The sequence below is a fragment of the Solirubrobacter deserti genome (assembly GCF_027587175.1).
Classification (GTDB): domain Bacteria; phylum Actinomycetota; class Thermoleophilia; order Solirubrobacterales; family Solirubrobacteraceae; genus Solirubrobacter; species Solirubrobacter deserti.
The window spans coordinates 48,005-72,294 of record NZ_JAPCID010000043.1; the positions used below are offsets into that span (position 1 = coordinate 48,005).

The following is a 24,290-nucleotide window of genomic DNA, read 5'->3' on the forward strand; positions in this document are numbered from 1 at the left end:
CGACGACCACTGGACGGGAGGGAGCGAGGATGTGCGATCAGTGCGGCCCCACGCGGGGCGACGGCGACCTGTCACGGCGCCGGCTGCTGCAGGTCGGCGCGCTGGGCCTGGGGTCCGCGCTGCTGCCGGCGACGGCCGGCGCGCATCCGCCCGCCGCGCCCGGCGGCGGCCCACCCGGCCGGCGCGTGCTGCTGCGCGGCGGCACGGTGCTCACGCTCGACGACACGGTCGGCGACTTCGTCCGCGGGGACGTGCTCGTCGAGGACGGCCGCATCCGCGCGGTCGGGCCGAACCTCAGGGCACCCGGCGCGGCGGCGATCGACTGCACGGGCAAGATCGTCACGCCCGGCTTCGTGGACACGCACCGCCACATGTGGCAGGCGCTGTTCCGCAACTCCGGGCCGGACACGCTGCTGCTGGACTACGTCGAGGACGTCCTGCAGGGCTTCAACCTCAACCTCACGCCCGAAGAGGTCTACCTCGGTGACCTGATCGCGGCGCTGTCGGCGCTCAACGCCGGCGTGACGACCATCCTCGACTGGTCGCACATCAACCTCACGCCGCAGCACTCGGACGCGGTCATCCAGGCGCTGCGCGACTCGGGCATCCGCGCCGTGTACGGCTACGGGCCGGTCTTCTACCACCCGAACCCGGCGCGCGACCCGTACCCGCGGGACATCTTCCGGCTGCGCAACCGGTACTTCTCGTCCGAGGACCAGCTGCTGACGCTGGCGATGGCGACGCGCGGGAGCTTCGGCAGCGTGCCGCAGGCCGTGAGCGAGTGGAAGGTCGCGCGCGAGGTCGGCGCGCGCATCACCACGCACATCGGCGTCGGCGCCGGCGGCCCGGGCTACCTCAAGCAGATCGCCGACGCGCTCGCCGCGGCCAGCGTGCGCGGGCTCGGCGACGACACGACCTACGTGCACGCCTGCACGCTGACCGACGTCGAGCTGGCGATGATCGCCGCCAGCGGCGGGTCGCTGTCGCTCGCCGTCCCGGTCGAATTGTCGATGGGGCACGGGATGCCGCCGATCCAGCGCGGCCTCGACCACGGCATCCGCATGAGCCTCAGCGTCGACGTCGAGACCAACACGCCGACGGACATGTTCACGCAGATGCGCGCGGCGTTCGGGCTCCAGCGGGGGCTCAAGAACGAGGAGCACCTGTTCCGGATCCCGGACCCCGGACTCGACGAGCACCGGGCGAAGCTGCTGACCGCGCGCGACGTGCTCAAGCTCGCGACCATCGGCGGCGCCGAGGCCAACGGGCTCGGCAGCCGCACCGGCACGCTGACGCCGGGCAAGCGCGCCGACCTGCTGCTGCTCGACGCGACGGCGCTCAACGTCGCGCCCGTCAGCAACGCCACGGGCGCCGTCGTGCTCGGCATGGACACGTCCAACGTCGACTCGGTGATGGTCGACGGACGCTTCGTCAAGCGCGACGGCCGGCTCGTGGGCGTGAACGTCGACCGGCTGCTGGCGCAGGCGCAGAACCTGCACGACGCCGTGATGCGGCGCAACGGCCGTCCCTCTCTGACCACGTAGACCAAGGAGATCAATGCCTGCACAGATGAACGCCGTCGTCGTCGCCGAGCCGGACGCCGAATGGCGGCTGCAGACGCGCGACCGGCCCGAGGTCGGCCCCGACGAGGTCCTCGTGCGCGTCCACGCGTGCGCGATCTGCGGCACCGACCTGTGGCTCGCGCAGAACAAGCTGTCCTTCCGCCCGTTCCCGCTCGTGCTCGGCCATGAGGGCGTGGGGGAGGTCGTCGCGGTCGGCGAGGCCGTGACCAAGCGCAAGGTCGGCGACCGCGTCGGCGTGTTCATGATGCAGAAGGCGTGCGGGGTGTGCGCGTTCTGCCACCAGGAGCACACCAACAGCTTCGTCACGGCCGCGAACTGCGACAACCCGACGCTGACCGGCGTCAACGTCGACGGTGCGCACGCCGAATATGTGGCGGTGGACGTCGGCGGCACGGTGCTGCTGCCGGACGCGGTGACGTACGAGCTCGCCGCGCCGACGCTGTGCGCGGGCTACACGGTGTGGGCGGCGCTGCGGCGCGCCGACGCGAAGCCGGGCGCGCGGATCGCGGTCGTCGGCATCGGCGGGCTCGGGCACCTCGCGATCCAGTACGCGAAGGCCGCCGGGTACCACGTCACCGCGATCACCCGCAACGCCGACAAGCGCGAGGCGGCGGTGGAGCTCGGCGCCGACGTGGTCGTCGCCGACGGGCAGGGCCTCAAAGACGCCGGCGGCGCGGACGTGCTCATGCACACCAGCAGCAACCACGCCGCGGCCGTGGACGCGCTCACAGGGCTGCGGCCGTGGGGCAAGCTGGTGATGAACGGCATCGCGTTCGACGACATGGAGCTGCCGGCGCTGGCGCTGGTGTCGAACAGCCACCAGGTCGTCGGCTCCGCCCACAACGGCATCGAGTACCTGGTGGAGGCGCTCGACTTCGTCGCGCGGGGAGCGGTCAAGCCGTGGGTCGAGGTGTTCCCGTCCGAGCGGGTGCAGGAGGCCTACGAGAAGGTGGTCGCGGGCGACGTGCGCTTCAAGGCCGTGGTCACCTACTGAAGGAGCCCGCGTCGGACTTCCGTTGAGGGGAACGAAAGTGTCGCTATCCGCCACTTTCGTTCCCCGCAACGCGGCGACTTCGACGACCTTGACGGTTCAAACGTCAGGGGAGCGCGATTGCGTGGCCGGCCGAGAACACGTCGTCGGGGTCCCAGCAGGCGCGAATCGCTTGCAGGCGACCCCAGATGTCGGCTCCGTAGGCGGCTCGGAGTCTCGTGGCGTCGCGTTCAGGGATGAAGTTCGGCCAGGCCTCGCCGATCGTGTACGGAGCGAGCGCGGCCTGTAGGCTCGCGGCCCAGTCGGCGACCGCCGGGTCGGCGTCGGGGTCAAACCAGGCGGCACCGGCCTGGTAGGCCCAGGGAGCGTCGCGCCCGCCGAGCGGTGAGGAACGCGCATCACCGCGCGCGACCGCGCCACCGAGCGGCTGCACGAGCATGCTGCCTTCAGGGGCTGGTTTGCTGCGCTGGTGGTCGGCCAGCACGGCCACGACTTGCGGCGAGAGCTCGGTCAGGAAGCCACCCACCCCGTGGAGGCGGGCCGTGTAGGGCTCGGGCGACTCGAACATGGCCTGTAGGTGGGCGTACGGCATCGGACGCACGAAGTCGAGGGCCGGGCCGAGCGCGCGCAGCGGCGAGACCGGTGCGTCGCCGGCGCCCGTCCACACGACGAGAACCGCAATCAGCGGGGTTGAACGCAGTGGCGCGGGCACGAACGGGGCGCCGTTGAGCAATGCCAGGCCACCGCCAAGGTCGTCGGGCGCGTCCGCCATCAGCTCCGCGTAGGCGGACGTGACCGCGGCGGCATGATCCAACGGCCACGCCAGCAGGCCCGCTGCCACCTCGTCGATCGGGTGGAGCGCGAACTCGAGCTCGGTCACGATCCCGAAGCTCGGCCCGCCGCCGCGCAACGCCCAGAACAGGTCGGGATGCTCTTCCGCGCTGGCCGTGACCAGCTGGGCGTCCGCGGTCACGACGCGCGCGCGGCGCAGACGATCAGCGGCGAGACCCAGCTTGCGCTCCAGCCAGCCCGAGCCTGATCCGAGCGTGAACCCCGCGACGCCGACCGAGGGGATCCGCGCGCCGGTGACCGCACGCCCGTGCGCCTGTGTGGCGCGATCGACGTCGCGCCACGTCGCGCCGCCCTCGACGCGTACGCGCGGGCCGGTGCTGTCCACGTGCACCGCGCGCATCGACGCGAGGTCAATGACCATCGCGTCGTCGTCGATCGCGAACCGATCGGGCCCGTGTCCGCCGCCCCGCACGCGCACGGCGAGCCCCGTCTCGCGCGCATGGCGCAGCGCGGCGGCGACGTCGCCCGAGTCCCTGCAGCGGGCGATGACCGCTGGCCGGCGATCGACCGTGTCGTCCTGCGTGCGGCGGGCGACCTCATAAGCCGGGTTGCCCGGCAGGACGAGCTCACCGGTGAAACCGTGGATGGCGTGGCGCATACCACTGACGACGTGCGGGGCACAAGCACTATTCCCGCGTCTCGCGGCGCACCTGACACCTACTGAGCGCGCGCCTGGCCGAGGACCGTGCCGGCGACGTCGAGGGCGCGGATCGTCGCGCCCGCCGGGACGCCGCGCAGCGCGGTCTCGAAGCCCGTCCGGGGCACGGGCGGCGCACCTTCGACCTGCCACGCGGTGACCTCGGTCGCGCCGTTCCAGCTCACGAACACGTCGGCGCCGCGGCGCGCGAGCGACGGGCGCGTGGACGGGCGGCCGACCCAGGCGCCGCGGTAGGCGCGGTAGGAGTCGTTGCGACGGGCCATGCGGCCGTCGAAGATGAGCTTGCCGTTGGCGTCGTACTCGCTGAACCAGCGGTTGGAACCCCAACCGACGAACGTGTTGCCGTTGGGCAGCGGCTGCATCCCGGCCTGGGTGCGCGAGAGCAGGTTGCGCGGGTGCGTCAACGCGCGCACCAACGTCGCCCGCGTGCCGTCCAGCCGCAGCCGGATCGCGCGCGAGCGGCCGCGCTCGGCGTTGTCGAACAGCGTCAGCGTCCCGTCCGGCTGGGGGCGCGCGTCGTGCTGGAGCGCGAAGCGCGCACCCGGCCCGAACGTGAAGCTCGACCGCCTGCCGCCCAGCCGCCAGAGCACTCGGCCCGTCGCCCGCGAGACCTTGTAGACGGCGTTGGTCGAGCGGGCGGACAGGATGAAGTCGCCGGCCGGATCGAGCGCGACCGAGTTCAGGTGCAGGTAGTCCCAGGTGCCGTCGCGCTCGCGGTAGGTCTCGCTGACGGCGATGTTCCCCGCGCTGTGCCACTCGAACAGCACCAGCCCGGTGGCGATGTCGATCTCCTGCACGACCGACTGCAGGACGTCGCCTTCGGGGCGCTCGACCGCGTCCCACGCGTTCATCAGCGCCGTGCCCTGCGGGGTGATCGTGAACTCGTGCGAGTCGGCCTGGAAGCCGTTGCCCATGCGCACGCGCTTGACGGTCCTGTAGGTCTCGTCGAGCACCATCCCGACGCCGCGGCCGCCGCCGGCGAACAGCCGCCCTTCCCACCAGGTGAGGACGGGCCGCCCACGCAGCGACTGCGTGCGCACGTCCATCGCGACGCCGCCGCCGCCGACCTGCCGGAACCAGACGAGCTCGCCGCGGTCGTCGATGATCATCGGGCCGTTCGCCCGTCCGCCCTTGGGACCGAGCAACACGAACCCGGGCGTGCGGCCGGCCGCTGCGCGCGTGATGTGCACGGGCGGCGGCTTGAGGTCCGGCCGGGACACGAACGACTCGGCCTCGGCGCGTGTGTCGGGGCGCACCGATCGGGTCTTGGCGGGCGTCGGGCGGCGCCCGATCCGGAACGAGTAGGACCGCGCCTGCGAGCGCACCCGCACGGTCTCGCCCTCCTCGAAACGCCCGTGCGGCACCCAGCTCGCGCCGGCGCCGTCCGAGTGCTCGCGCACGCGCCCGTTCATCCGTCCTGAGCGGGAGCCGGCCACGGTCACGGCGCCGAGCGACGTCGTCCCACGGAACGAGATCTGCGTCGTCTCGGACGCGGTCGTCATCCCGGGCACGGGGTAGACGGACACGCTCGCGGCGGCCAGCGCCGCCTGCAGGATCAAGGTGGAGAGCATCAGGCCTTTCGGGACTCGCCCAAGACGGTTCCGGCCGCGTCGACCGCGCGCACCACGGCGCGGGCGGACGGCGCGGGCAGGCGCGTCTCGAAGCCCGTGCGCGGATAGCGGCGCCCGTTGACGACCCAGGCCGCGACCTGCGTCGCGCCGTTCCAGCTCACGTGCAGCCGCTTGCCGCGCCGCACGGCCACCGGCCGGGTCTTCGGTGTGCCGACCCACGCCGCCCGGTACGCGCGGTAGCTGTCCATCCCGCGCGCGAGCCGGCCGTCGAACACGACCCGTCCCGCGGCGTCGAACTCGGTGAACCAGCGCTGCGAGCCCCAGCCCACGAACGTGTGGCCGTCGGGCAGCGGCTGCACGCCGCCCTGCGTGCTCGCGTGCAGGTCGAGCGGGTGCGTGCGCGAGGCGACGAGCCGGGCACGCCGCCCGTCGAGCCTCACCGTCAGTGCCCGTGAGCGGTGGCCGCGCCTCGCGTTGTCAAAGAGCGTCAGCGTGTCGTCGGGGCCGGGGCGGACGTCGTGCTGCTCGAAGAAGCGCGTCCCCGCGTCCTGGCGGAAGTCGGACCGCTTGCCGCCGAGCCGCCACAGCACGCGGCCCGTCGCGCGCGAGACCTTGTAGACGGCGTTCGTCCCACGCGCGGACAGCACGAAGTCGCCGCCCTCAGCCACCGCGACCGAGTTCAGGTGCATGTAGTCCAGGTGCTGCCGGCGGCTCACGCGCCGCCGGTAGCTCTCGGCGGTCGCGACGTTGCCGATGCTGTGCCACTCGAACAGCACGAGCCCGGTGGCGACGTCGACCTCCTGCACCACCGCTTGGAGCACTCGCCCCTCGTCGCGGTACACCGCGTCGTAGCCGATCAACAGCGCGGTGCCGTTCGGCGTGAGCGTGAACTCGTGCGAGTCGGCCTTGAAGCCGTTGCCCATCCGGACGCGCCGGACGAGGTCGTACTCGGCGTCGAAGATGACGCCCTCGCCGCGTCCCCCGCCGCCCACGAGCTTGCCCTGCCACCACGTGATCACCGGCTCGCCGCGGTAGCTCTGCACGCGCACGTCGAACGCCGCCGTGTCGCGCGGCAGCTCCCGGAACCACACGAGCTGGCCGCGGTCGTCGATCACCATCGGCCCCATCTCGCGCCCACCCTTGGGGCCCAGGAACGTGAAGCCGGGTGTACGTCCGGGCTGCGCCTGATCGACCCACAGCCGCGGCGGGGTGAGGTCGGGCCGCGAGGCGAACGACTGCACGTCCGCCTTCATGTCCCGCGTGATGCGGCGGGTCGGCGCAGGCGCCGGCCGGCGCCCGACCTTGAACGAGTAGCGGCGCGCGCGTGAGCGCACGCGCACGGTCTCACCCGACGTGAAGCGCCTGCTCGGGAGCCAGCTCGCGCCCTGGCCGTCGGAGTGCTCGCGCACGCGGCCGCGATGGCGGCCGGAGCGCGAGCCGGTGACCGTCACGGTGCCCAGATCGGTCGTTCCCCTGAAGCTGATCTGCGTCGTCGGGCTGGCCGTCGAGACTCCCGGTGCGGGGTACACGGCGACGCTGGCCGCGACGACCGCCGCGGTCACGAGGGATGAGGCCACGGACTAGCGAACCCGTACGGGCACGAAAGTTGCGCCCAAGGTAAGACTTCCAGCCGGTTGGACCCCCGGTCGATCGCGTACCGACCGGCGGGAGGTTTATCCACCACGTTTGCGCGGATTGGATGGGGCGGACCATGCGACGATTCATCGCCTTCGCCGGCACGGCCTGTGCGGCCGCACTGGTGTTCGCCGGGCAGAGCTCGGCGTTCAACTACGTCTCCGACAGCAACGGCACCTGGTGGGGCATCCAGGACTTCGCGCCCCCACGGGTCGACACCGGCTCGATCCGCGCCACGCAGATCGGCCCTGGCCAGTCACCCACGTTCAGCACCACGATCAACGGCTTCGGCGGGATCAAGGTGCAGGTGCCCGGCGCGCCGCGCCTCAACGGCGAGCTGATGCGCGGGTTCGGGCTCGAGTTCGACGGCGTGAGCGGCTTCAAGACGACGACCGCGGTCGAGCTCGGCGGGGTGGAGATCGCGCGCGCCGTCTCGATCAAGAAGGAGTTGCCGGTCGGGAGCGCCAGCTACGGCCGCTGGCTGGACACGTTCACCAACACGACCGGTGCGCCGCTGACGCTCAAGGTCGCGTTCGGCGGCCAGTCCGGCATCGGCGCGACCGGCACGAACTCCAGCGCGCTCGTCAACACCTCTTCCGGCGACACGAGCATCACCGCGGCGGACACGTGGGCGGAGGTCGCGACGCCGCTCAACGGCACGAACCTCGTCGGCGGCCCGCAGGCGACCGTGATCGGCACCCCGGCGCCGTTCGGCGGTGCGATGACGTTCACCGGCAACTGGCTGCACGACACCTTCGATGAGCCGTTCGGCGCCGCCGGCCACGAGGGCAACTTCCAGGCCTACGTGAACACGCTCACGCTCCAGCCGGGGCAGACGAAGTCCGTCCTGCACTTCGTCGTGCTCGGCCAGCGCGTGAACGCGGCCTCCTCGGAGGCCGAGCGGCTGAAGGTCGAGACGACGGCGGCGACGCTGGTGAGCGCGCCCGACCTCGCCGGGCTGAGCGCCGCCCAGGTCTGCTCGATCGACAACTTCGCGGTCAACGCCGACTGCTCGACCGCCGGCTCGGTCCCGCGCATCCCGGTCCCGGCCAAGCCCAAGCCGGTCACGTCCTCCGGCTACGACGTGGTCGAGAAGTCGATCGGCCAGATGCGGGCCGACATGGAGTCCGGCCTCACGACGTCGGCGGAGATCACACAGGCCTACCTGGACCGCATCAAGGTCTACGACCAGGGCCAGTTCGGCTTCAACGCGTACGAGATCGTGGCCGGCGACGCGCTCGAGCAGGCGCGCAAGGCGGACGCCGCCCGCAAGGCGGGCAAGTCCTCGCCCGTCCTCGGCATCCCGATCGCGGTCAAGAACCTGTTCGACACCTACGACATGGCGACCACGAACGGCTCCATGACGTTCGCCGGCTTCCGCCCGAAGAAAGACGCCTTCCAGGTCGCCAAGCTGCGCGAGGCGGGCGCCGTGATCATCGGCAAGGCAGCGCTCGAGGAGTACGCGACCAGCGGCCACTACTCCAACGACGCGTGGGGCCAGACGTGGAACGCGTTCCACCCGTCCAAGTCCGCGCTGGCGTCCTCCGGCGGGTCGGCCACCGCGCTCGGCGCGAACCTCGCCGCGGGCGCGCTCGGCTCGCAGACCGGTGACTCGCTGTACGCGCCCGCGTCCGGCGCGTCGCTGGTGACCTTGCGCGGTACCGACGGCATGCAGTCCGGCACCGGCGTGATGCCGCTGTCCTGGATGACCGACTACGGCGGAGCGATGGCCCGCTCGGTCCCGGACCTCGCGGACCTGCTCAACGTCGTCACCGGCACCGACCCCGAGGACCCGGTGACCGCGCCCGCCGACGCCGAGCGGCCCGCCGACTGGCGCTCCGTGCTCGACAAGGACGCCCTGAAGGGCAAGCGCATCGGCTACATCCCGGGCGTGTGGGAGGACCCGTTCGGCACCACCGGCACGGTCGAGGCGTCCAAGGCGGCGCTGAAGTACCTGAGCGACGCGGGCGCGACGATCGTCGAGATGGGCACCACCGTGGGCGACACCAACACGCCGGCCGCGCCGGCGGTCAACCCGCCGGGCAACACCTCGCAGGAAGGCTGGATGCAGTACATCGACGCGCATCCGGAGCTCGCCGAGCAGGGCTTCCCGATCCGCAACGCGGTCGACGTCGCGTGCTCGCAGAAGAAGGTCGAGTACGTGCGCCAGGACCCGAGCACGTGCTCCGCGGCGCCCGCCGCGCGTATGACCGCGGCCGAGATCCAGGCCCGCCGCGACTACCGCCTGCAGTACAAGGCCAACGCCAAGACCTGGCTCGACACCGCGGGCGCCGACAACCAGGGCGTCGACGCCGTCGTCTACCCGGGGCTGCTGTCGGACATCTCGCTCAACGACGGCGGTGGCGGCCGCGCCGCCTTCGGTCGCCGCGACACGCCGGGCGCCGGCCCGGGCATCCCGACCGTCGTCTTCCCGGCGGGCGTCAACGATCACGGCCAGCCGATCAACCTCCAGCTGCTCGGCCGCGCCTGGGACGACGGCGAGCTCGTCGGCATGGCCTACGCGTTCTCCGTGCTCGCCGACAAGGACGGCAAGGGCCACGTCGCGGCGACGACCGCGCCGGCGCTCACGTTCGCCAAGGACACCACCGGCACCGTCGGCGGCTCCGTCCCCGCGACGCTGTCGCTGAGCCTCGGCACCCCGGCCGCGTTCGACCCGTTCATCCCGGGCGTGGCGAAGGAGTACACGACCGCGACCGACGCGACGGTCACGTCGACCGCCGGGGACGCGACCCTGTCGGTCTCCGGGCCGGGGCACCTGACCAACGGCGCGTTCGCGCTCGCAGAGCCGCTGCGCGTCGAGTTCGGCAAGGCCGCCTGGACCGGCCCGACGACCAACGAGACCGTGCCGGTCACGTTCAAGCAGCTGATCAAGCGCACGGATCCTTTGCGCACGGGGGTCTACAGCAAGACGCTGACGTTCACGCTCTCGACGACGAACCCTTGATCGCCTAGCTCCGGGGATCTCCCGGGTGGTTGCGCGTCGGGGCCGTTGAGACGGTCCCGACCGCAACCAACCCAAGGAGCTCCGATGGCTTTCGGACAGACCAAGGACATGGAGATCGAGTTCGTCAACCGAACCGATCTCACGCTGATCGTGCCCTCCGAGGGGCACCGGGTGAAGAACCCGGGCGGCCTCGAAGGCTGGAACAACATGACGATCGGCGGCAGCATCACGAACCTGCGGCCGGGCCAGTCGCGGAGCGTCCGCCAGACGCTCAACATCAAGGCCGTCGACGACGCCGAGTTCGAGATCCACTACAGCGCGACGAGCGGGCGTGACTTCACGCAGATCTTCCGCGGCGTGGACATCCGCGACAAGCACGCCGTGCTGCGCCTCACGCACGACTAGAGCTCCGAGGGCGGGCCACCGGCGCCGCGCCTGGTGGCCCGCCGTCACCCGTTCAGCCCACCGCGCTTGACATCGGCCCGGCCGAGTGCGCATTTCCAGTGCTTAGGCAACGATCTGGGGGGATTGGCGTGCTGAGCGGGAAACGCGTGACGGCGTCGTTGGCGGCCGCCGTCTTAGCGGGAGTGGGGGCATCGACGGCGTACGCGGCTCCGCCCGCGCCGTCGGGACCGATCAAGACCTACGACGGGGATCCGGGCAAGCTCGGCGACCCGGCGAGCTGGCGCACGCCGGAGTTCCTGCGCGACAACGGCATGCTGTCGATCGGCGCGGAGTACGCCTACGCGGCAGGCTTCGCGGGGCAGGGGACGAGCATCGGCGTCGTGGACTCCGGCACCGCCGCCGGGCACGTGCGCGAGCACGGCAGCTACGACACGCAGTACGCGATCGGTGACCGCTACTTCGGCGTGCTGGCGCAGGGCGGGAACACCGGGCCGACGACCGGGTTCTGGATCCCGGGCGTCAACGACAACCACGGCACGCACGTGTCGGGCACGATCGCCGCCAGCCGTGACGGCGTCGGCATCACCACGCCGGACGCGAACATGCACGGGGTCGCGTTCAACGCGAACCTGTACATGGGCAACACGAACAAGACCGACGGCGTCCTGTACGGCATCCTGCCGCCCAATGCGACGGCCGCGCAGCGCATCGACAACGCGTACCTGGGCAACGTCTACCGTGCCGTGAACGCGGCGCAGACGCGCGACGGCAAGCCGATCCGGATCATCACCTCCAGCTGGGGCAGCCAGCCCGGCACCGAGGACTACACGAACATGGAGCCGCTCCCCGGCGAGCCGGCCACGTACGGCCTCGGCCCGAGCTGGCGCTACATGACCACGCCCGAGGGCCAGGCGGACGCCGACGGCAACACGTCACACTGGCTCAACCACGCGATCGACGTCGCGCGCACGGGCACGATCATCCAGATCACGGCCGGCAACAACGGCTACCGCAACCCGACCACGCGCGGCAACGCGCCGCACTTTCTGCCCGACCTCGAGGGCAAGTGGTACACGACCGCGGGCATCAACGCGACCATCGGCCGGACGCTCAACGCCGACGGCTCCGTCAAGGTCCCTGGGACCATCTCCACCTTCAACCGCTGCGGGCTGTCGAAGTGGTGGTGCGTGACGGCGCCGGGCAACCTGATCCAGTCGACGCAGGTGGCCTACAACGCGACCACGGGCGCGATCACGCACGGCTACAACCAGTCCTCCGGCACGTCGATGTCGGGCCCGCACTCGGCCGCGATCCTGCACTTGATCATGCAGCGGTTCCCGTACATGACCAACGAGCAGGCGCTGTACACGATGTACACGACGAGCCGCCAGAACGCGACCGTCAACGCCACGTCGCGCCCGGCGCCGCGCACCGCGGGTGAGCCGAACCCGACCGCGGGCGAGATGGTCCAGGTCCCGGACGCCTCCAACGGCTGGCACACGCCGAACCTCAAGGACGCGTTCAACGGCCCCGGCCAGCTGCTCGGCCCGACCGCGTTGGACACCCAGGGCTTCGACGACACGTGGTCGAACGACATCTCCGACGTCGCGATCAAGGCGCGCAGGACCGAGGACGAGGCCGAGGCCGCGACCTGGGCGCAGACCAAGACCGAGAAGGGCTGGACGAACGGCCTCCCCGCCGGCGCGAGCCCGGCGGACCAGCTCGCGTTCGACACGGGCACGCGCCGCGAGGCCGCGCGCACCGCGCGCGTCTATGAGGGCTCGCTGACCAAGACCGGCGCGGGCACGCTCACGCTCTCGGGGAACAACACCTGGACGGGTAAGACGACGGTCAGCGGCGGCACGCTGAAGGTCACCGGCTCGCACGCCGCGCCCGTCGACGTCACCGCGGGCGGCACCCTCGCCGCCGCCGGCCGCTTCGGCGACGACGTGACGCTGGCCTCGGGCTCGACGCTCGTCGTCGGCGCCGGCGGCGCGACCGTGGGCGGGACGCTCGCGCTCAACGGCGCGACGCTCGCGCTCGACCTGAGCCGCCCGTTCACCGCCGGAACGGGCGTCTACATCCTGGCCGACGGCGTCACCGGCACGTTCGCCGGGCTCCCGAACGGCGCCACGTTCGAGCAGAACGGCCAGCGCGTCGTCGTGACCTACACCGACAAGGGCGTGCTGCTGTTCGCGCCCGCCACGCTGCCGGTCGGCGGCACCGTCCCGGCCACGCTCTCGCTCACGATCGGCACGGCCTCGTTCGCGCCGTTCCAGGCGGGCGTCGAGCACAACTACACCGCGACCACGGACGCCACGGTCATCTCGTCCGCCGGCGACGCGACGCTGAGCGTCTCCGAGCCGGGCCACATGACCAACGGCGCGTTCACGCTCCCGGAGCCGCTGCGCGTCGAGCTGGGCAAGACCACATGGACCGGCCCGACCTCCAACGAGAAGGTGCCGATCACGTTCAAGCAGCTGATCAAGGCCAACGACGCGCTGCGCACCGGCACATACTCCAAGACCCTGACGTTCACGCTCTCGACCACGAACCCGTAACGACACGTGCAGATCCCCGCCGACGCCTGGCAGGTCGGCCCCTGGAACCGATACGCGTATGTGCACGTATCGGACGTGGTGCCGACCGTGCCGGTGTCGAGCGGGGAGGTGCGTGAGCTGCGCGTCGAGCCCGTGGATCTGGACCTCGAGCTTGACCCGTACACGGATGGGCTCGCCGTCGTGCGCGACGGTGCGCTGCTGTACGAGCGCTACGGCGGCGAGATGGACGCGACGTCGCTGCACCTGTCGCAGTCGGTCGGCAAGTCCGTCCTGGGCCTCACGGCCGCGATCGTCGGCGTCGACCCCCAGGCGCTCGTCACCGACTTCGTCGCGGAGGTGGGGGACAGCGGGTACGCGGGCGCGACCGTCCGCCACCTGCTCGACATGACCGCGGCGATCGACTTCGTCGAGGACTACCAGTCGTTCGTGCACTACGACGCCGCGTGCGGCTGGCACCCGCCGATCCCGGGCAGCCCGGGCTCGATCCTCGAGTTCCTGCCGACCATCGGGCCGGCGGCTTGGGGGCACGGCGAACGCTGGCACTACGCCACGCCCAACACGGACCTGCTCGGTCTGGTCGTGGAGCGCGTGGCGGGCGCGCCGCTCGCGCAGGTGATCAGCGAACGGCTGTGGGCCCCGATGGGGGCCGAGGCCGACGCCGAGCTCACGGTCGACCCCGCGGGCATGGGCGCGCCCGGCGGCGGCTTCTGCGCCAGGCTTCGCGACTATGCGCGGCTCGGCGCGCTGGTCGCGGACCGCGGCCGCGGGATCGTCCCGCCCGACTGGATCGCCGCGCTCGGCGCCACGCCGATCGTCAACCCGACGACCGTCGAGCACGCCGACGGCTACGCGAACCAGTGGTGGACGCGCGACGGCCGAGTCACGGCGCGCGGCATCCACGGGCAGACGATCTCGGTCGCTCCCAACCGCACCGTGGTCGCGATCCTCTCGAGCTGGCCGGACGCGGTCGACGAGCGGCGCGATGCCTTCCAGCGCGCGCTCGTCGCCCACATCAACGCCTAGACGCGCTCGGCGTCCTCCTCATCCCCGGTGTACATCGCGGGCGGCGCCTTCTGGAAGCCCCGGGTGAGCACGAGCAGGTAGATGAAGCCCGCCGCGAGCCAGCCAAGGCCGACCTCGAACGCCGTCCCGGTGAGCTTCGTCCACAGGTAGATCGTGAACGCGAAGCCCAGGAACGGGATCACGCCGTACTTGACGATGTCCGCGCCGCTGGTACGGCCCTGATCGAAGATGTAGGTCTTGATCACCGACAGGTTCACGAACGAGAACGCTGCCAGCGCGCCGAACGAGATCATCGAGCTCACCGTCGCCAGGCTGATGAACAGCGCCGTGAGCCCGAACAGGCCGACCAGCAGGTTGCCCGTGACCGGCGTGCGGAAGCGCGGATGCAGCCGGAAGAAGATCGGGCGCGGGAGGCTGCCGTCGCGGCCCATCGCGAACAGAATGCGCGAGACGCTGGCCTGTGACGCCATCGCGCACGCGAACGCGCCCGCCACGTAGGCGGCGGTGAAGAACGAGTTCAGGAAGTCCTCGCCGATCTCGGTCATGACGTCCGCGCTGGCCGCGTCCACGTTGTCCGCGAACAGGCCGAAGTCCGGGAACGCGAGGTGCCCGAGGTAGGACTGGAAGATGTAGACGAGGCCGCCGACGAGCGCGCACAGGATGATCGCGCGCGGGATGACGCGGCGCGGATTCTCGGTCTCCTCCGACAGGGTGGACACCGCGTCGAAGCCGAGGAACGACAGCGCCAGGATCGCCGCGCCGGCGAACACGAGCCCGAGCTCGGTGCCGGAGTCATAGAACGGCGCCGTCCAGGACTCGACCTCCACCTCGCCGCTGATGTGCCCGATCGCCATCACCGCGAACACCGCGATGAACACGAACTGCACGGCGACGAAGATCAGGTTCGCGTTGGCCAGCAGCTTGATGCCGAGGATGTTGAGCCCGGTGACCAGGACCACCGCGATCACGACCCACATCCACTCCGGCGTGCTCGGGAAGTAGTCGTTCATGTAGATCCCGATGACCAGGTAGTTGATCATCGGCAGGAAGATGTAGTCGAGCAGCAGCGCCCAGCCGACCATGAAGCCGAGCGGGCGGCCGAACGCCTTGGACGCGTAGCTGTACGCGGACCCCGCGATCGGCTGCGCGATGACCATCCGCCCGTAGCTGTAGGCGGTGAGCAGCATCGCGATCGTGGTGACCGTGTAGGCGAGCGGCAGGTGGCCCTGCGTCTCGGTCGTCACCAGGCCGTAGGTGGTCCACACGGTCAGCGGGACCATGTAGGCGAGGCCGAAGAAGACGAGCGCCGGCAGGCCCAGGACCCGCTTGAAGTGGGTCTCCGGCTGGTCCGAGATGATCGAGCTCACGAGCGTCCTCCGTCCATGGTCAGCAGGGTCCGCAGGGTGCGTCCCGCTGCGAGGTCCTCGAGCGCGTCAGCCGCCTCCTCGAGCGGCCGGCGCCCCGAGATGAGCGTGTCCAGGTCGAGCATCTCGGCCTTGTAGAGGTCGATGATCCACGGGATGTCCTGCTGGGGATCGATCGAGCCGTAGTTGGAGCCGAGGATGCGCTGGTTGGCCTCGGCCAGCGCGAGCGGGTCGAAGCGCGCCGTCTTCCCGGCCGGCGGGAGCCCGACGATCACGGCCGCGCCGCCCAGCGCGAGCGCGGCGATCGCCGCCTCGGTGGTCTCGATCCGCCCGATCGCGTCGAACACGAAGTCGAGGTCGCTCAGCTCGGCGGCGTCGCTCACCGTCTCGGTCGCGCCGACCTTGGTCGCGACCTCGAGCTTGGCCGGGTTGATGTCGCACGCGACGATCCGGGAGGCGCCCGCGAGCCGTGCGCCCTGGATGACGGACAGCCCGACGCCGCCGCAGCCGATCACGCCGACCGTCGCCTCCGGCGGCACACCCGCCGTGTTGCGCACCGCGCCGAGCCCGGTGGCCACGGCGCAGCCGACGATCGCGACCACGTCGAGCGGGACGTCGCGGCGGATCTTGATCGCGCCCGACCGCGGCACCACGACCCGCTCCGCGAACGAGGACACGCCGAGGTAGTGGTGGAAGCCGTCACCCCAGCGCGAGGTGCCGTCGAGCAGCACGCCGTTGGGTGCCACGACGTTCGCGACGACCTCGCACTGCCACGGCCGCCCGCTCACGCAGTAGCGGCAGTGCTCGCACTGCGGCACCCAGGAGAGGATCACGTGATCGCCGATCTCGAGGTCGGTCACGTCCTCGCCGAGCTTGGAGACCACGCCCGAGCCCTCGTGCCCGAGCACGACCGGCGTCGGCACGTCCCACTCGCCGCGCACCACGTGCAGGTCGGAGTGGCAGACGCCGGCCGCGGCGATCGTGACCTCCACCTCGCCCGCGCGCGGCTCATGCAGCGGCACCGCCGTGATCTCGACGGACGCTCCGGGCGCCCGCAGCACCGCCGCCTTCACCGGCACAGCCGCCACCCCGCGATCGCGATGCCCTGCGCACAGGTCACCAGGTCGTCGATCGGCACGTACTCGTCGACCGTGTGCGCCCAGTCGATCGCGCGCGGCCCGTACATCAACGCGGGCGTGTTCGCCTCCAGCGCGAAGGTCGCGCCGTCGTACCAGGAGCCGAGCCCGCCGATCCGGTCCGGCAGCCCGAGCGCGCGGTTGGCGGCGCGCAGGGCGACGACGCTGTCGGCGTCCAGCGGCGTCTCGGACGGGTTGACCTCGGTGTACCAGTTGAAGTGCGGCGGGTGCTCGGCCAGCCACGAGTCCGTCTCGCACCAGCGGCGCAGGAAGCCTTCGACCTCGGCCTGCGCGTCCTTCGTCCAGCCCTGCGCGTCGGCCTGCTGGGGGAGGATGAGCACGGACAGGTCGATCTCGGCCCGGTCGGGGATGGTGACGTGCCAGCCCGCGTCGCCGACGAAGCGCGTGGGGACGATGTCGGGCGGGTCGAGCAGCGGGTGCGCCTTCAAGTCCGCGCGCGAGCGCCACTCGGCGCGCAGGCGATCCACGCCGGCGAGCAGGAAGCGGCCCTTCTCGATCGCGTTGACCGCGCCGCCGTCGCGCCAGTGCGGGTGCTCCTGCTCGGCGTGGCCGGCGCGGCCGGTCAGCGTGATCGTGCAGTAGACGGTGCCGCGGCAGGCGGGCCAGACCTCGAGCGAGCTCGGCTCGGGGACGATCGCGAAGTCGGCGCTCACCCCGTGGCGGGCGCACGCGAGGCCACCGACGCCGCTGGACTCCTCGTCGGTGTTGGTGCAGACGATCACGTCGCCCTTGAGCTCGCCGGTGGCGGCCAGCGCCTCGGCCGCGATCACCATCGCCGCGATCCCGCCCTTCATGTCGCACGCGCCGCGCCCGACGATGTTCCCGCCTGAGACCTGCGGGTCGAACGGGTCCGCCGTCCAGCCCTCCGCGCGGCGCGCGGGGACGACGTCGATATGCCCGTTGAGCAGCAGCGAGCGCCCGCCCCCGCTGCCGCGCAGCGTCGCCGCGAGCTGCGGGCGGCCGGCGAATGCGATGCCCGGCACGCTCAGCGGGTGGTTCGCGACGTCCTCCGGCGCCGGTTCCCACAGGTCGATCTCCGCCCCCGCAGCCTGCAGCCGGTCGGCCAGCGCCTGTTGCAGCGCGGCCTCCTCGCGAGCCGGCTCGTCAGCCTCGGCCCGGCTCGTCGTGTCAAAGGCGATCAGCTCGCGCGCGAGCCCCACGATCTCGTCGCGGCGATCAGCGATGCGCTCGACCAGCGCCCGCTCGGCCGCGTCCAAACCCCCATCCATGGCGGCATAGTGTCACGGTCCCCGGCGCGATCCCGCGCTTGGCCCGGCGGTGTCGCGCGGTTCTCTCATCTGCGCGCAGAGGTCGCCCTGCTCCGGGCGGTCCACCGGGGCGTTCGAACCCCCTGCCGTTCGAGCACTCGATGCGCTCCATCGGCACCTCGGGGTGGAACGCGTCGGTGCGCCGGCCGCCGCCCTGCTTGTGCAGCGTGATCATGGCCCCGGCTCGACGTTCCCGATCGCGACCAGCTCGCCCTCCGCGACGTCGAGTGTCCTTCGTTTGCCGTCGTCGGCCTGGAACGTGGGCGCCCTCCGTCCGCCGAGCTCGTGCGCCGACGGAAGGAGCCCAGCACGACGGCTTCGTGGCGCACGTAGCTGCCCCGCCGGCTCCGCCCTACGCGCCGCAGCAGACCTACCAGCCGACCTACGTCAGCCCGAAGTCACCGGCCGTCGCGGTCCTGCTCACGATCGCGTGGCTCGGCGCCGGCCACTTCTACGCCGGCCGCAGCGACGCGCTGCCGATCGTCATGGCCTGCCTGAACGTCGTGCTGGGGGGCCTGACGTTGGCCTGCTTCGTCGGCATCCTGGGCTGGATCCCGCTCGTGATCTGGCTGAGCGTCGACGCGGCCAACTCCGCCAAGGACTTCAACCGGCGCCACGGGCTCCCCGCGGGCTGATCACGATCTCGACGTGCGCAGCCCGCGTCGGCGCCTCGAGCGACAGGAAGTCCCGCACCCGTCCCGACTCGCCGCAGAACGGACAGCCGATCGGCTCGGCGGGCGACAGCGCCCGCCCGCCGGGGGAGACGGGAGCGTCGCAGCGCGGGCACGCGAGCGTCCCCATCGACACCACCCGCGACCGGAGCCGCAGCTCCTCATGCACCCGCCCGATCCGCTCACCCTGCTGCAGGGGATCGGACGCATCGCGATGAAACGCCATCGCGAACGAGGATACGACTACCGCAACGTGACCAGGTCGTTCCAGGTCTTGCCGCCGTCGGGCGACGTGCGGATCCGGCCGCCGGTCAGGTAGGCGTAGAGCGTCGTGTCGTCGGGAGCGGCGACGAAGTCCTTCGGGCCGCCGCCGATCGAGCCGCCGACCTCGTTCCAGGACTTGCCCTCGTCAGCCGACAGGCGGATCTTGCCGTCCAGCCCGGCGCTGTAGAGCTTGCCAGGGCCGGCCCAGGCGATCTTGGCCTTGGGGGTCGTGTCGCGCTGGCGCCACGAGTTGCCCTCGTTGTTGGAGATGAACGTGCCCGACTCGGTGCCGACCGCCCACTGCTTCGGGTCGTCGGGGTTGATGGCGACGTCGAGCGCGGCCGCCGCGGCCGGGGCGGCGCGGCCCTCGAACGTCTTGCCGCCGTCCTTGGAGAGCTGCACCGAATTGGGGTCGTCCGTGCGCAGGGCGACGACCATGTCGCCGTGGACCTCGAGGTCGTGGTAGTCGATCTCGCCGATGCCGGAGACGGCGTTCCACGTCTTGGCGCCGTCCGGCGACGTGATCATGCCGACGTTCTCGGGCAGCGTCCCGCCCTTGGAGTGCCCGGACGCGACCAGCGCGGTCGCGTCCTTGTAGCGCATGACCAGGTCCAGAAGCGGGCCCTCACCCTTGCCGGCGACCGTCAGCGACGGCTTGAACTCCTCCAGCTGCTTGGAGCCCTGGGGCAGCCGGTAGGAGCCGATGGTCGAGCCGATCACCAGATCGCCGCCGGGGTGGACGGCGATCGAGCCGATCTCCAGCGCCGCCTCGACGGTGGGCTCGGCCGCCGCCTCCTCCTCCGAAGAGGAGGAGCCGGAACCGCACCCCGCCAGCGCGAGCGTGACCAGGATGAGGGCGTGTCTTCTCAGGGCGTGGTGGTGGACAGCGTGAACGTCAACGACTTCGAGTAGGACCCGGTCCGCAACGCGTCGTTGGCGCCGATCGACTGCTTGAAGTCGAGCGTCACCTCGTCGTTGCTCACCGGTGCCGCGTATGAAAGTAGCGGCGTCGGTGCCGCCGTAGACCCGACGTCGGCGTAGTTCGACGTCGAATTGGCCGAGTTGGTGGCCTTGACCTGCAGCTTGGACGGCAACGAGAAGGCGCCGTTGACGAGGTGGCCCGGCATCGCGCCGGCGTCGGACGCCGTCAACCGCGCGTCACCGGCGGTCGAGACGACCTTGACGGACCCGGTCGCGAAGTAGTCCTGCGCGACGCCCGGGGTGAACGGCCCGAGCGGCGAGGTGGCGCCGACCGTCAGCGACAGCGTCGCCGGCACGGTGCCGCCGACGCCACCGTCGGTCGACGTCGAGCAGTTGGCGAGCACCGCGCCCGGGACGGGCTCGTAGCAGAGCGCGTCGCCCTGATTGGAGTTGCCCTCCAGGAACTTGATGTCCGACACCTCGCGCTCGTGCGGGCCGTTGTAGTCGAGGATGTAGAGCCCGTTGCGCAGGTCGACGACGTAGATCAGGCCGTCCTCGATCACCGGGTAGCTCCACATCACGACGCGGTTGTCGCTGCGGCCGGGGAGGATGCCGTCGTTCGAGAGGCGCGGGTCCTCGAAGTCCACCGACGGCAGCGGCTCCGGCTTGAACTCCGCGAGCTGGGTGACGTTCGTCGGATCGGAGATGTCCATCGCCTGCACGCCGCCCGAGTGCCACGTGCTGAACGCGATGTTCGGCGTCAGCGTCGGGTTGTGGGCGGAGTAGGACGTGCGCGGCGGATTGAACGTGGCGCAGGACAGCGGCTCGTTCTCGGGCAGGCGGTAGTCCTCGACGACGGCCGGCTTGGTCTCGTCCTCGATGTCGACGAACCGCGTCCAACCCCACGGGCAGCCGTGGCCGGGGGTGGCCGTGCCGTAGACCTCGTCGGACACGTACACCGCGTCCTTGTTCCAGAGCTTGATGGCGCTGTGGGCGCCCGGACCGGGCCACGACACGCGGTTGTCCGGAGGCGTGATCACGTTGTAGGTGTTCGTCGCCGGATCGGTGTCCGTGAAGTCCGAGACGTCGGAGATGCCGAAGCCGCGCGTCAGCAGCGCGTTGTAGAGCCGCGTGCCGTCGTTGGAGACCGAGAAGGAGTGGATGCCCGAGCCGCTCGAGTTGCCGAAGCCGTGCGGGCCGAGGAACAGACGGGTGGGCTCGCGCTTGGCCGGATCCGGGTCCAGCAGGGTCGACAGGTCGTAGATGCCCATGTTGCGGCCCGCGCTGGCCTCGAACATCAGCGCGCGCCGCGGGTTCTTCGGGTCCTCCCAGATGAAGAACTCGTGCGTGTCGCGCGTGTTCTGGTGAATCAGCCGCGGGTCGTCGGCGTGCTCGCCGCTGATGTCGTAGAAGCGCATCGAGCTGCGGTTGGGCTGCGCGCACAGGTGCGCCGCCTCCCCGCCGCAATTGGTGTGCAGGACGATCAGGATGTCCTGGGAGCGCCACACGCGCAGCTCGCGTGAGGACTCCTGCGGGTTGCCCTCCAGCGGCGGCACCATCGTGGTCGCCAGCCGGGGCGCGGACGGATTCTTGGCGTCCAGGATCATGATCCCGGCCTTGGTGCGGCCGTTGGAGCCGTCCGTGCGGCTGCCCACGTAGACCCAGCCCTTGTTGACCGCGATCGCCGCATTCATACCGCGGCTCTGGAGGTCGTGGTGGCCGACGAGCGAGAACGCCCCCGGAGTGTCCGGCGCCCGTTGGGTGAAGATGCTCGCGCCGTCCTCGTAGGCGCCGACCTGCTTGACCGCCTCGCCCGAGAACGAGAAATCCGCGCGGTGCGCGGACGCGGTGCCTACCGGTACGGCCAGCGCAAGCGTGACGGCAGCAGCCATCCAGCGCGTCCTGACAGCCCTCATATGACCCCTCTCCTTTTGCCCCTCCACGGGCCGCTCATGAGAACGGCCCCGGTGAGCGGAAGTACACCACAGAGGTGGCAAATCGACCGGGGGGTCCGGTACGTTTGCGGACACACGGATGAGGTCGCGGCGCCCAACCATGAAAGACGTCGCCGCGATGGCCGGCGTGAGCCTGAGCACGGTCTCACGCGTGGTCAACGGCCAGCCCGTCGACGCCGCGCTGGCGGCGAAGGTCCACCGTGCCGTCGAGCTGCTCGGCTACCGGCACAACTACGCGGCGGGCGCGTTGCGCCGGTCGGGCGGGTCGGCCTCGATCGGCCTCGTCTGCGAGGACATCAGCGACCCGTTCTTCGCCGCCTTCCACCGCGGTGTCGAGCAGATCGCGCGCGAGCGGTCGGTGGCGACCCTCGCCGCCAGCACGGACGGCTCCCCGGACCGCGAGCGCGACGTGCTCGAGCGGATGCTCGGCCGGCGCGTCGAAGGGCTGCTGCTGATCCCGACGGGCAAAGACCACTCGTACCTGCGGCGGGACGTCGCGAACGGCACCGGGCTCGTGTTCGTCAACCGCCCGCCGAAGACGATCGACACCGACTGTGTCGTCACGGACCATCGCGGCGGAGCCCGCGCGGCGATCGAGCACCTGCGCGCGCACGGGCACCGGCGGATCGCGTACGTCGGCCCCGGGCCCGAGGCGGGCTTCGCCGCGGCCGAGCGGCTTGCCGGTTACCGCGAGGCGATGGCCGGGCTCGACGAGGACATCGTCTCCCGCGGCGACCTGCAGCCGCTGCTCGCGGGCGAGGAGCCGCCGACCGCCGTCTTCTCCTCCCAGAACCTGGTCACGATCGAGGTCATGCGGACGCTGTTCCGGCTCGGCCTGGACCGCGTCGTAGCGCACGTCGGCGTGGACGACATCCCGCTGCGCGGCGCGATCGAGCCGCCGGTCACGATCGTCGCCCACGAGGCGCTGATGCTCGGCCGGGCGGCCGCGGAGCTGCTGTTCTCGCGCGTGGACGGCTTCGACGGTCGCGCGCGCGAGGTGGTCTCCGCGCCGACGCTGATCCCGCGCGGGACGGGCGAGTTGCTGCCCGTCTCCTGACTACTTGACCATGCGTGCGCTGGGGCGCCAGACCCGCATGATGTCGCGCATCGAGATGATCCCGGCCAGCTCGCCGTGATCGACGACCACGAGGTGGCGGAAGCCGCCCCTGGCCATCGCCTCTGCGGCCTCCTCGAGGTCCCAGTCGCAGTCCGCGAACGCCGCGTTGGAGGTCAGATGCGCGGACACGTGCTCGGTGTCCGGGTCCTCGCCCTTGCCCAGCGAGCGCACCACGTCGCGCTCGGTGATGATGCCTGGACCGGGCTGCTCAGGGTCCATGACGACCACGGCGCCCACGTTGTGCTCGGCCATGAACCTCGCGGCGTCGCGCAGGCTGCGTTCAGGGGTGAACGTGAGCACCTCTTCGGTCATCGCGTCTCGGACCTTCACAGCGGCTCCCTTCCCTAGCTTTCCCGCTGAAGACCATACTGTGTCAATTGCCACGATGTCACCACCCAGGAGGCGCCCGTGCAGTTCATCGTCCGGTTCGAGGTCAAGCAGCCCGAGAACGTCAGCAACGCCGAGCTCGTCGCCATCTGGCAGCGTGAGGCCGCCGCGGCGCTCGCCGCCATGGAGGCCGGCGCGGTCAAGCACCTGTGGAAGGTGTCGGGCCAGCGGGTGGTGTTCGGCATCGTCGAGGTCGCCTCGCACGAGGACCTCGATCGCGCGCTCGGCGGGCTGCCGATCTTCCGCGAGCTCGGCGCCGGCGTGAGCACCGAGGCGTTGCCGATCTACGAGTACACGACGTTCGCCGAGGACCTCGACTCAGGCGTGCACGGCGGCTAGCGGGCCGGCCCGTTCCAGTCCCAACGCGGCATCGCCGCGCGCGGGTCGACGTCGGCGGCCCCGTCCGGATGGGCGAGGACGCCGGCGACGGCCCAGTGCATATAGGCGCGCATCGCTGCCCGGAACGCCGGATCCTCGGGCAGTGCGGCGTCGTCCATGGCCGCGGCGAAGCAGCGTTCGAAGCGCTCGCCGAGGTCGGTCATGTCGCCGTTGCCGGCGTGCATGCGCAGCACCCTCGCCTGATCGCCGCACTCGGTGGAGAAGCGCGGCGGGCCGCCGAGCACCTCCGCCCAGTGGGCCGCGAGCCGCTGCAGCGACGGGCGCACGGGCCAAGCCTACAGGCCCAGCGCGCGCCCGCTCTCGGCATCGAAGAGCTTGATCTGGCTCGTGTCGAGCGTGAGCTCGAGCGTTGCGCCGGCTTCGGCGGCGCTCGCTGCGTCCAGCCGTGCCACGACCTGCCCCGTGTCGAGGCCCTCGAGCTCGTCGAGCTGGTCGGAGTGCACGTCGGCGTCGCGCGTCTCGAAGTAGACGTAGTACTCCGAGCCCATCGACTCGACGACGTCGAGCTTGGCTTTGAAGCGCATCCCGTCGCCGCTGATCGCG

General features: G+C 71.3%; 20 protein-coding genes and 1 pseudogene. 9 read left to right on the forward strand and 12 right to left on the reverse strand.

Annotated elements, in window-relative coordinates:
- Positions 1 to 29: 29 nt before the first annotated feature.
- Positions 30 to 1,544 (forward strand): amidohydrolase family protein, encoded by a 1,515-nt coding sequence (locus OJ962_RS24520; protein WP_202958282.1) that lies wholly within the window; start codon positions 30 to 32, stop codon positions 1,542 to 1,544.
- A gap of 13 nt (positions 1,545 to 1,557) precedes the next feature.
- A complete protein-coding gene (locus OJ962_RS24525; RefSeq protein WP_202958283.1) occupies positions 1,558 to 2,577 on the forward strand; it encodes an alcohol dehydrogenase catalytic domain-containing protein in 1,020 nt (339 codons plus the stop codon).
- A 103-nt stretch (positions 2,578 to 2,680) separates the two neighbouring features.
- Here OJ962_RS24525 and OJ962_RS24530 read toward each other — a convergent pair whose 3' ends face one another.
- Genes OJ962_RS24530 through OJ962_RS24540 form a run of 3 tightly spaced genes read right to left on the reverse strand, consistent with a single transcriptional unit; the run spans position 2,681 to position 7,232 of the window.
- Positions 2,681 to 4,024, reverse strand: a complete 1,344-nt coding sequence (locus OJ962_RS24530) for an FAD-binding oxidoreductase (RefSeq protein WP_202958284.1) — start codon at positions 4,022 to 4,024, stop codon at positions 2,681 to 2,683.
- Positions 4,025 to 4,083: 59 nt separating this feature from the next.
- On the reverse strand, positions 4,084 to 5,655 hold the full coding sequence (locus OJ962_RS24535; RefSeq protein WP_202958285.1) for an arylsulfotransferase family protein: 1,572 nt from the start codon (positions 5,653 to 5,655) through the stop codon (positions 4,084 to 4,086).
- Positions 5,655 to 7,232: an arylsulfotransferase family protein gene (locus OJ962_RS24540; protein WP_202958286.1), complete on the reverse strand. Its 1,578-nt coding sequence runs from the start codon at positions 7,230 to 7,232 to the stop codon at positions 5,655 to 5,657. The genes OJ962_RS24535 and OJ962_RS24540 overlap by 1 nt, the downstream gene beginning before the upstream one ends.
- Before the next feature lie 134 nt (positions 7,233 to 7,366).
- Here OJ962_RS24540 and OJ962_RS24545 point away from each other — a divergent pair, with 134 nt between their 5' ends.
- The 4 genes from OJ962_RS24545 to OJ962_RS24560 all read left to right on the forward strand — a co-directional run bounded on the left by OJ962_RS24545 (position 7,367) and on the right by OJ962_RS24560 (position 14,244).
- The gene (locus OJ962_RS24545) at positions 7,367 to 10,255 is read left to right on the forward strand and encodes an amidase (RefSeq protein ID WP_202958287.1); all 2,889 of its coding nucleotides are present in this window, start codon (positions 7,367 to 7,369) and stop codon (positions 10,253 to 10,255) included.
- An 84-nt stretch (positions 10,256 to 10,339) separates the two neighbouring features.
- Positions 10,340 to 10,660: a hypothetical protein gene (locus OJ962_RS24550; RefSeq protein WP_202958288.1), complete on the forward strand. Its 321-nt coding sequence runs from the start codon at positions 10,340 to 10,342 to the stop codon at positions 10,658 to 10,660.
- 146 nt (positions 10,661 to 10,806) lie between these two features.
- The gene (locus tag OJ962_RS24555; protein ID WP_270006669.1) at positions 10,807 to 13,221 is read left to right on the forward strand and encodes a S8 family serine peptidase; all 2,415 of its coding nucleotides are present in this window, start codon (positions 10,807 to 10,809) and stop codon (positions 13,219 to 13,221) included.
- Positions 13,222 to 13,227: 6 nt separating this feature from the next.
- On the forward strand, positions 13,228 to 14,244 hold the full coding sequence (locus tag OJ962_RS24560; RefSeq protein ID WP_202958289.1) for a serine hydrolase domain-containing protein: 1,017 nt from the start codon (positions 13,228 to 13,230) through the stop codon (positions 14,242 to 14,244).
- Here OJ962_RS24560 and OJ962_RS24565 read toward each other — a convergent pair.
- The 3 genes from OJ962_RS24565 to OJ962_RS24575 are packed head-to-tail and all read right to left on the reverse strand — an operon-like array spanning position 14,241 to position 17,994.
- Entirely contained in the window at positions 14,241 to 15,611 is a 1,371-nt protein-coding gene (locus OJ962_RS24565) for an APC family permease (protein ID WP_202958290.1), read from the reverse strand. The two genes, OJ962_RS24560 and OJ962_RS24565, sit on opposite strands and share 4 nt — an antisense overlap.
- Positions 15,608 to 16,681, reverse strand: coding sequence for an alcohol dehydrogenase catalytic domain-containing protein (locus tag OJ962_RS24570; RefSeq protein WP_202958291.1), 1,074 nt, complete (start codon positions 16,679 to 16,681; stop codon positions 15,608 to 15,610). The genes OJ962_RS24565 and OJ962_RS24570 overlap by 4 nt, the downstream gene beginning before the upstream one ends.
- Positions 16,678 to 17,994, reverse strand: coding sequence for a M20 family metallopeptidase (locus OJ962_RS24575; RefSeq protein ID WP_202958292.1), 1,317 nt, complete (start codon positions 17,992 to 17,994; stop codon positions 16,678 to 16,680). The genes OJ962_RS24570 and OJ962_RS24575 overlap by 4 nt, the downstream gene beginning before the upstream one ends.
- 359 nt (positions 17,995 to 18,353) lie before the next feature.
- Between OJ962_RS24575 and OJ962_RS24580 the strand changes: the two genes are divergently transcribed.
- Positions 18,354 to 18,668, forward strand: coding sequence for a TM2 domain-containing protein (locus OJ962_RS24580; RefSeq protein WP_202958293.1), 315 nt, complete (start codon positions 18,354 to 18,356; stop codon positions 18,666 to 18,668).
- Here the strand turns inward: OJ962_RS24580 and OJ962_RS24585 are convergent.
- The 3 genes from OJ962_RS24585 to OJ962_RS24595 all read right to left on the reverse strand — a co-directional run bounded on the left by OJ962_RS24585 (position 18,637) and on the right by OJ962_RS24595 (position 21,781).
- The gene (locus OJ962_RS24585) at positions 18,637 to 18,930 is read right to left on the reverse strand and encodes a hypothetical protein (protein WP_202958294.1); all 294 of its coding nucleotides are present in this window, start codon (positions 18,928 to 18,930) and stop codon (positions 18,637 to 18,639) included. The two genes, OJ962_RS24580 and OJ962_RS24585, sit on opposite strands and share 32 nt — an antisense overlap.
- A 17-nt stretch (positions 18,931 to 18,947) precedes the next feature.
- Complete coding sequence (locus tag OJ962_RS24590; RefSeq protein WP_202958295.1) at positions 18,948 to 19,688, reverse strand: WD40/YVTN/BNR-like repeat-containing protein; 741 nt, start codon at positions 19,686 to 19,688, stop codon at positions 18,948 to 18,950.
- Between the two features lie 146 nt (positions 19,689 to 19,834).
- Positions 19,835 to 21,781: an LVIVD repeat-containing protein gene (locus tag OJ962_RS24595; protein WP_202958297.1), complete on the reverse strand. Its 1,947-nt coding sequence runs from the start codon at positions 21,779 to 21,781 to the stop codon at positions 19,835 to 19,837.
- Between the two features lie 163 nt (positions 21,782 to 21,944).
- Here OJ962_RS24595 and OJ962_RS24600 point away from each other — a divergent pair, with 163 nt between their 5' ends.
- Positions 21,945 to 22,901 (forward strand): LacI family DNA-binding transcriptional regulator, encoded by a 957-nt coding sequence (locus tag OJ962_RS24600; protein WP_202958298.1) that lies wholly within the window; start codon positions 21,945 to 21,947, stop codon positions 22,899 to 22,901.
- On the opposite strand, the gene OJ962_RS24605 is transcribed toward OJ962_RS24600, so the two are convergent.
- Entirely contained in the window at positions 22,902 to 23,291 is a 390-nt protein-coding gene (locus OJ962_RS24605) for a CBS domain-containing protein (protein ID WP_202958299.1), read from the reverse strand. It lies immediately after the preceding gene.
- 78 nt (positions 23,292 to 23,369) lie between these two features.
- On the opposite strand from OJ962_RS24605, the gene OJ962_RS24610 reads away from it, so the two are divergent.
- Positions 23,370 to 23,687, forward strand: coding sequence for a muconolactone Delta-isomerase family protein (locus tag OJ962_RS24610; RefSeq protein WP_202958300.1), 318 nt, complete (start codon positions 23,370 to 23,372; stop codon positions 23,685 to 23,687).
- Here OJ962_RS24610 and OJ962_RS24615 read toward each other — a convergent pair.
- Together OJ962_RS24615 and OJ962_RS24620 are read right to left on the reverse strand one after the other, a co-directional pair.
- On the reverse strand, positions 23,684 to 24,013 hold the full coding sequence (locus OJ962_RS24615) for a globin family protein (protein ID WP_202958301.1): 330 nt from the start codon (positions 24,011 to 24,013) through the stop codon (positions 23,684 to 23,686). The genes OJ962_RS24610 and OJ962_RS24615 overlap by 4 nt on opposite strands.
- A gap of 9 nt (positions 24,014 to 24,022) precedes the next feature.
- Positions 24,023 to 24,290: pseudogene (locus OJ962_RS24620) on the reverse strand (ABC transporter ATP-binding protein); the annotation flags it as partial.

Coding starts and splice junctions, on each gene's coding strand:
- OJ962_RS24525 (WP_202958283.1), top strand. CDS start 1,558: ATGCCTGCACAGATGAACGCCGTCGTCGTCGCCGAGCCGGACGCCGAA.
- OJ962_RS24545 (WP_202958287.1), top strand. CDS start 7,367: ATGCGACGATTCATCGCCTTCGCCGGCACGGCCTGTGCGGCCGCACTG.
- OJ962_RS24585 (WP_202958294.1), bottom strand. CDS start 18,930: ATGGCGTTTCATCGCGATGCGTCCGATCCCCTGCAGCAGGGTGAGCGG.
- OJ962_RS24535 (WP_202958285.1), bottom strand. CDS start 5,655: ATGCTCTCCACCTTGATCCTGCAGGCGGCGCTGGCCGCCGCGAGCGTG.
- OJ962_RS24575 (WP_202958292.1), bottom strand. CDS start 17,994: ATGGATGGGGGTTTGGACGCGGCCGAGCGGGCGCTGGTCGAGCGCATC.
- OJ962_RS24530 (WP_202958284.1), bottom strand. CDS start 4,024: ATGCGCCACGCCATCCACGGTTTCACCGGTGAGCTCGTCCTGCCGGGC.
- OJ962_RS24595 (WP_202958297.1), bottom strand. CDS start 21,781: ATGGCTGCTGCCGTCACGCTTGCGCTGGCCGTACCGGTAGGCACCGCG.
- OJ962_RS24520 (WP_202958282.1), top strand. CDS start 30: ATGTGCGATCAGTGCGGCCCCACGCGGGGCGACGGCGACCTGTCACGG.
- OJ962_RS24600 (WP_202958298.1), top strand. CDS start 21,945: ATGAAAGACGTCGCCGCGATGGCCGGCGTGAGCCTGAGCACGGTCTCA.
- OJ962_RS24550 (WP_202958288.1), top strand. CDS start 10,340: ATGGCTTTCGGACAGACCAAGGACATGGAGATCGAGTTCGTCAACCGA.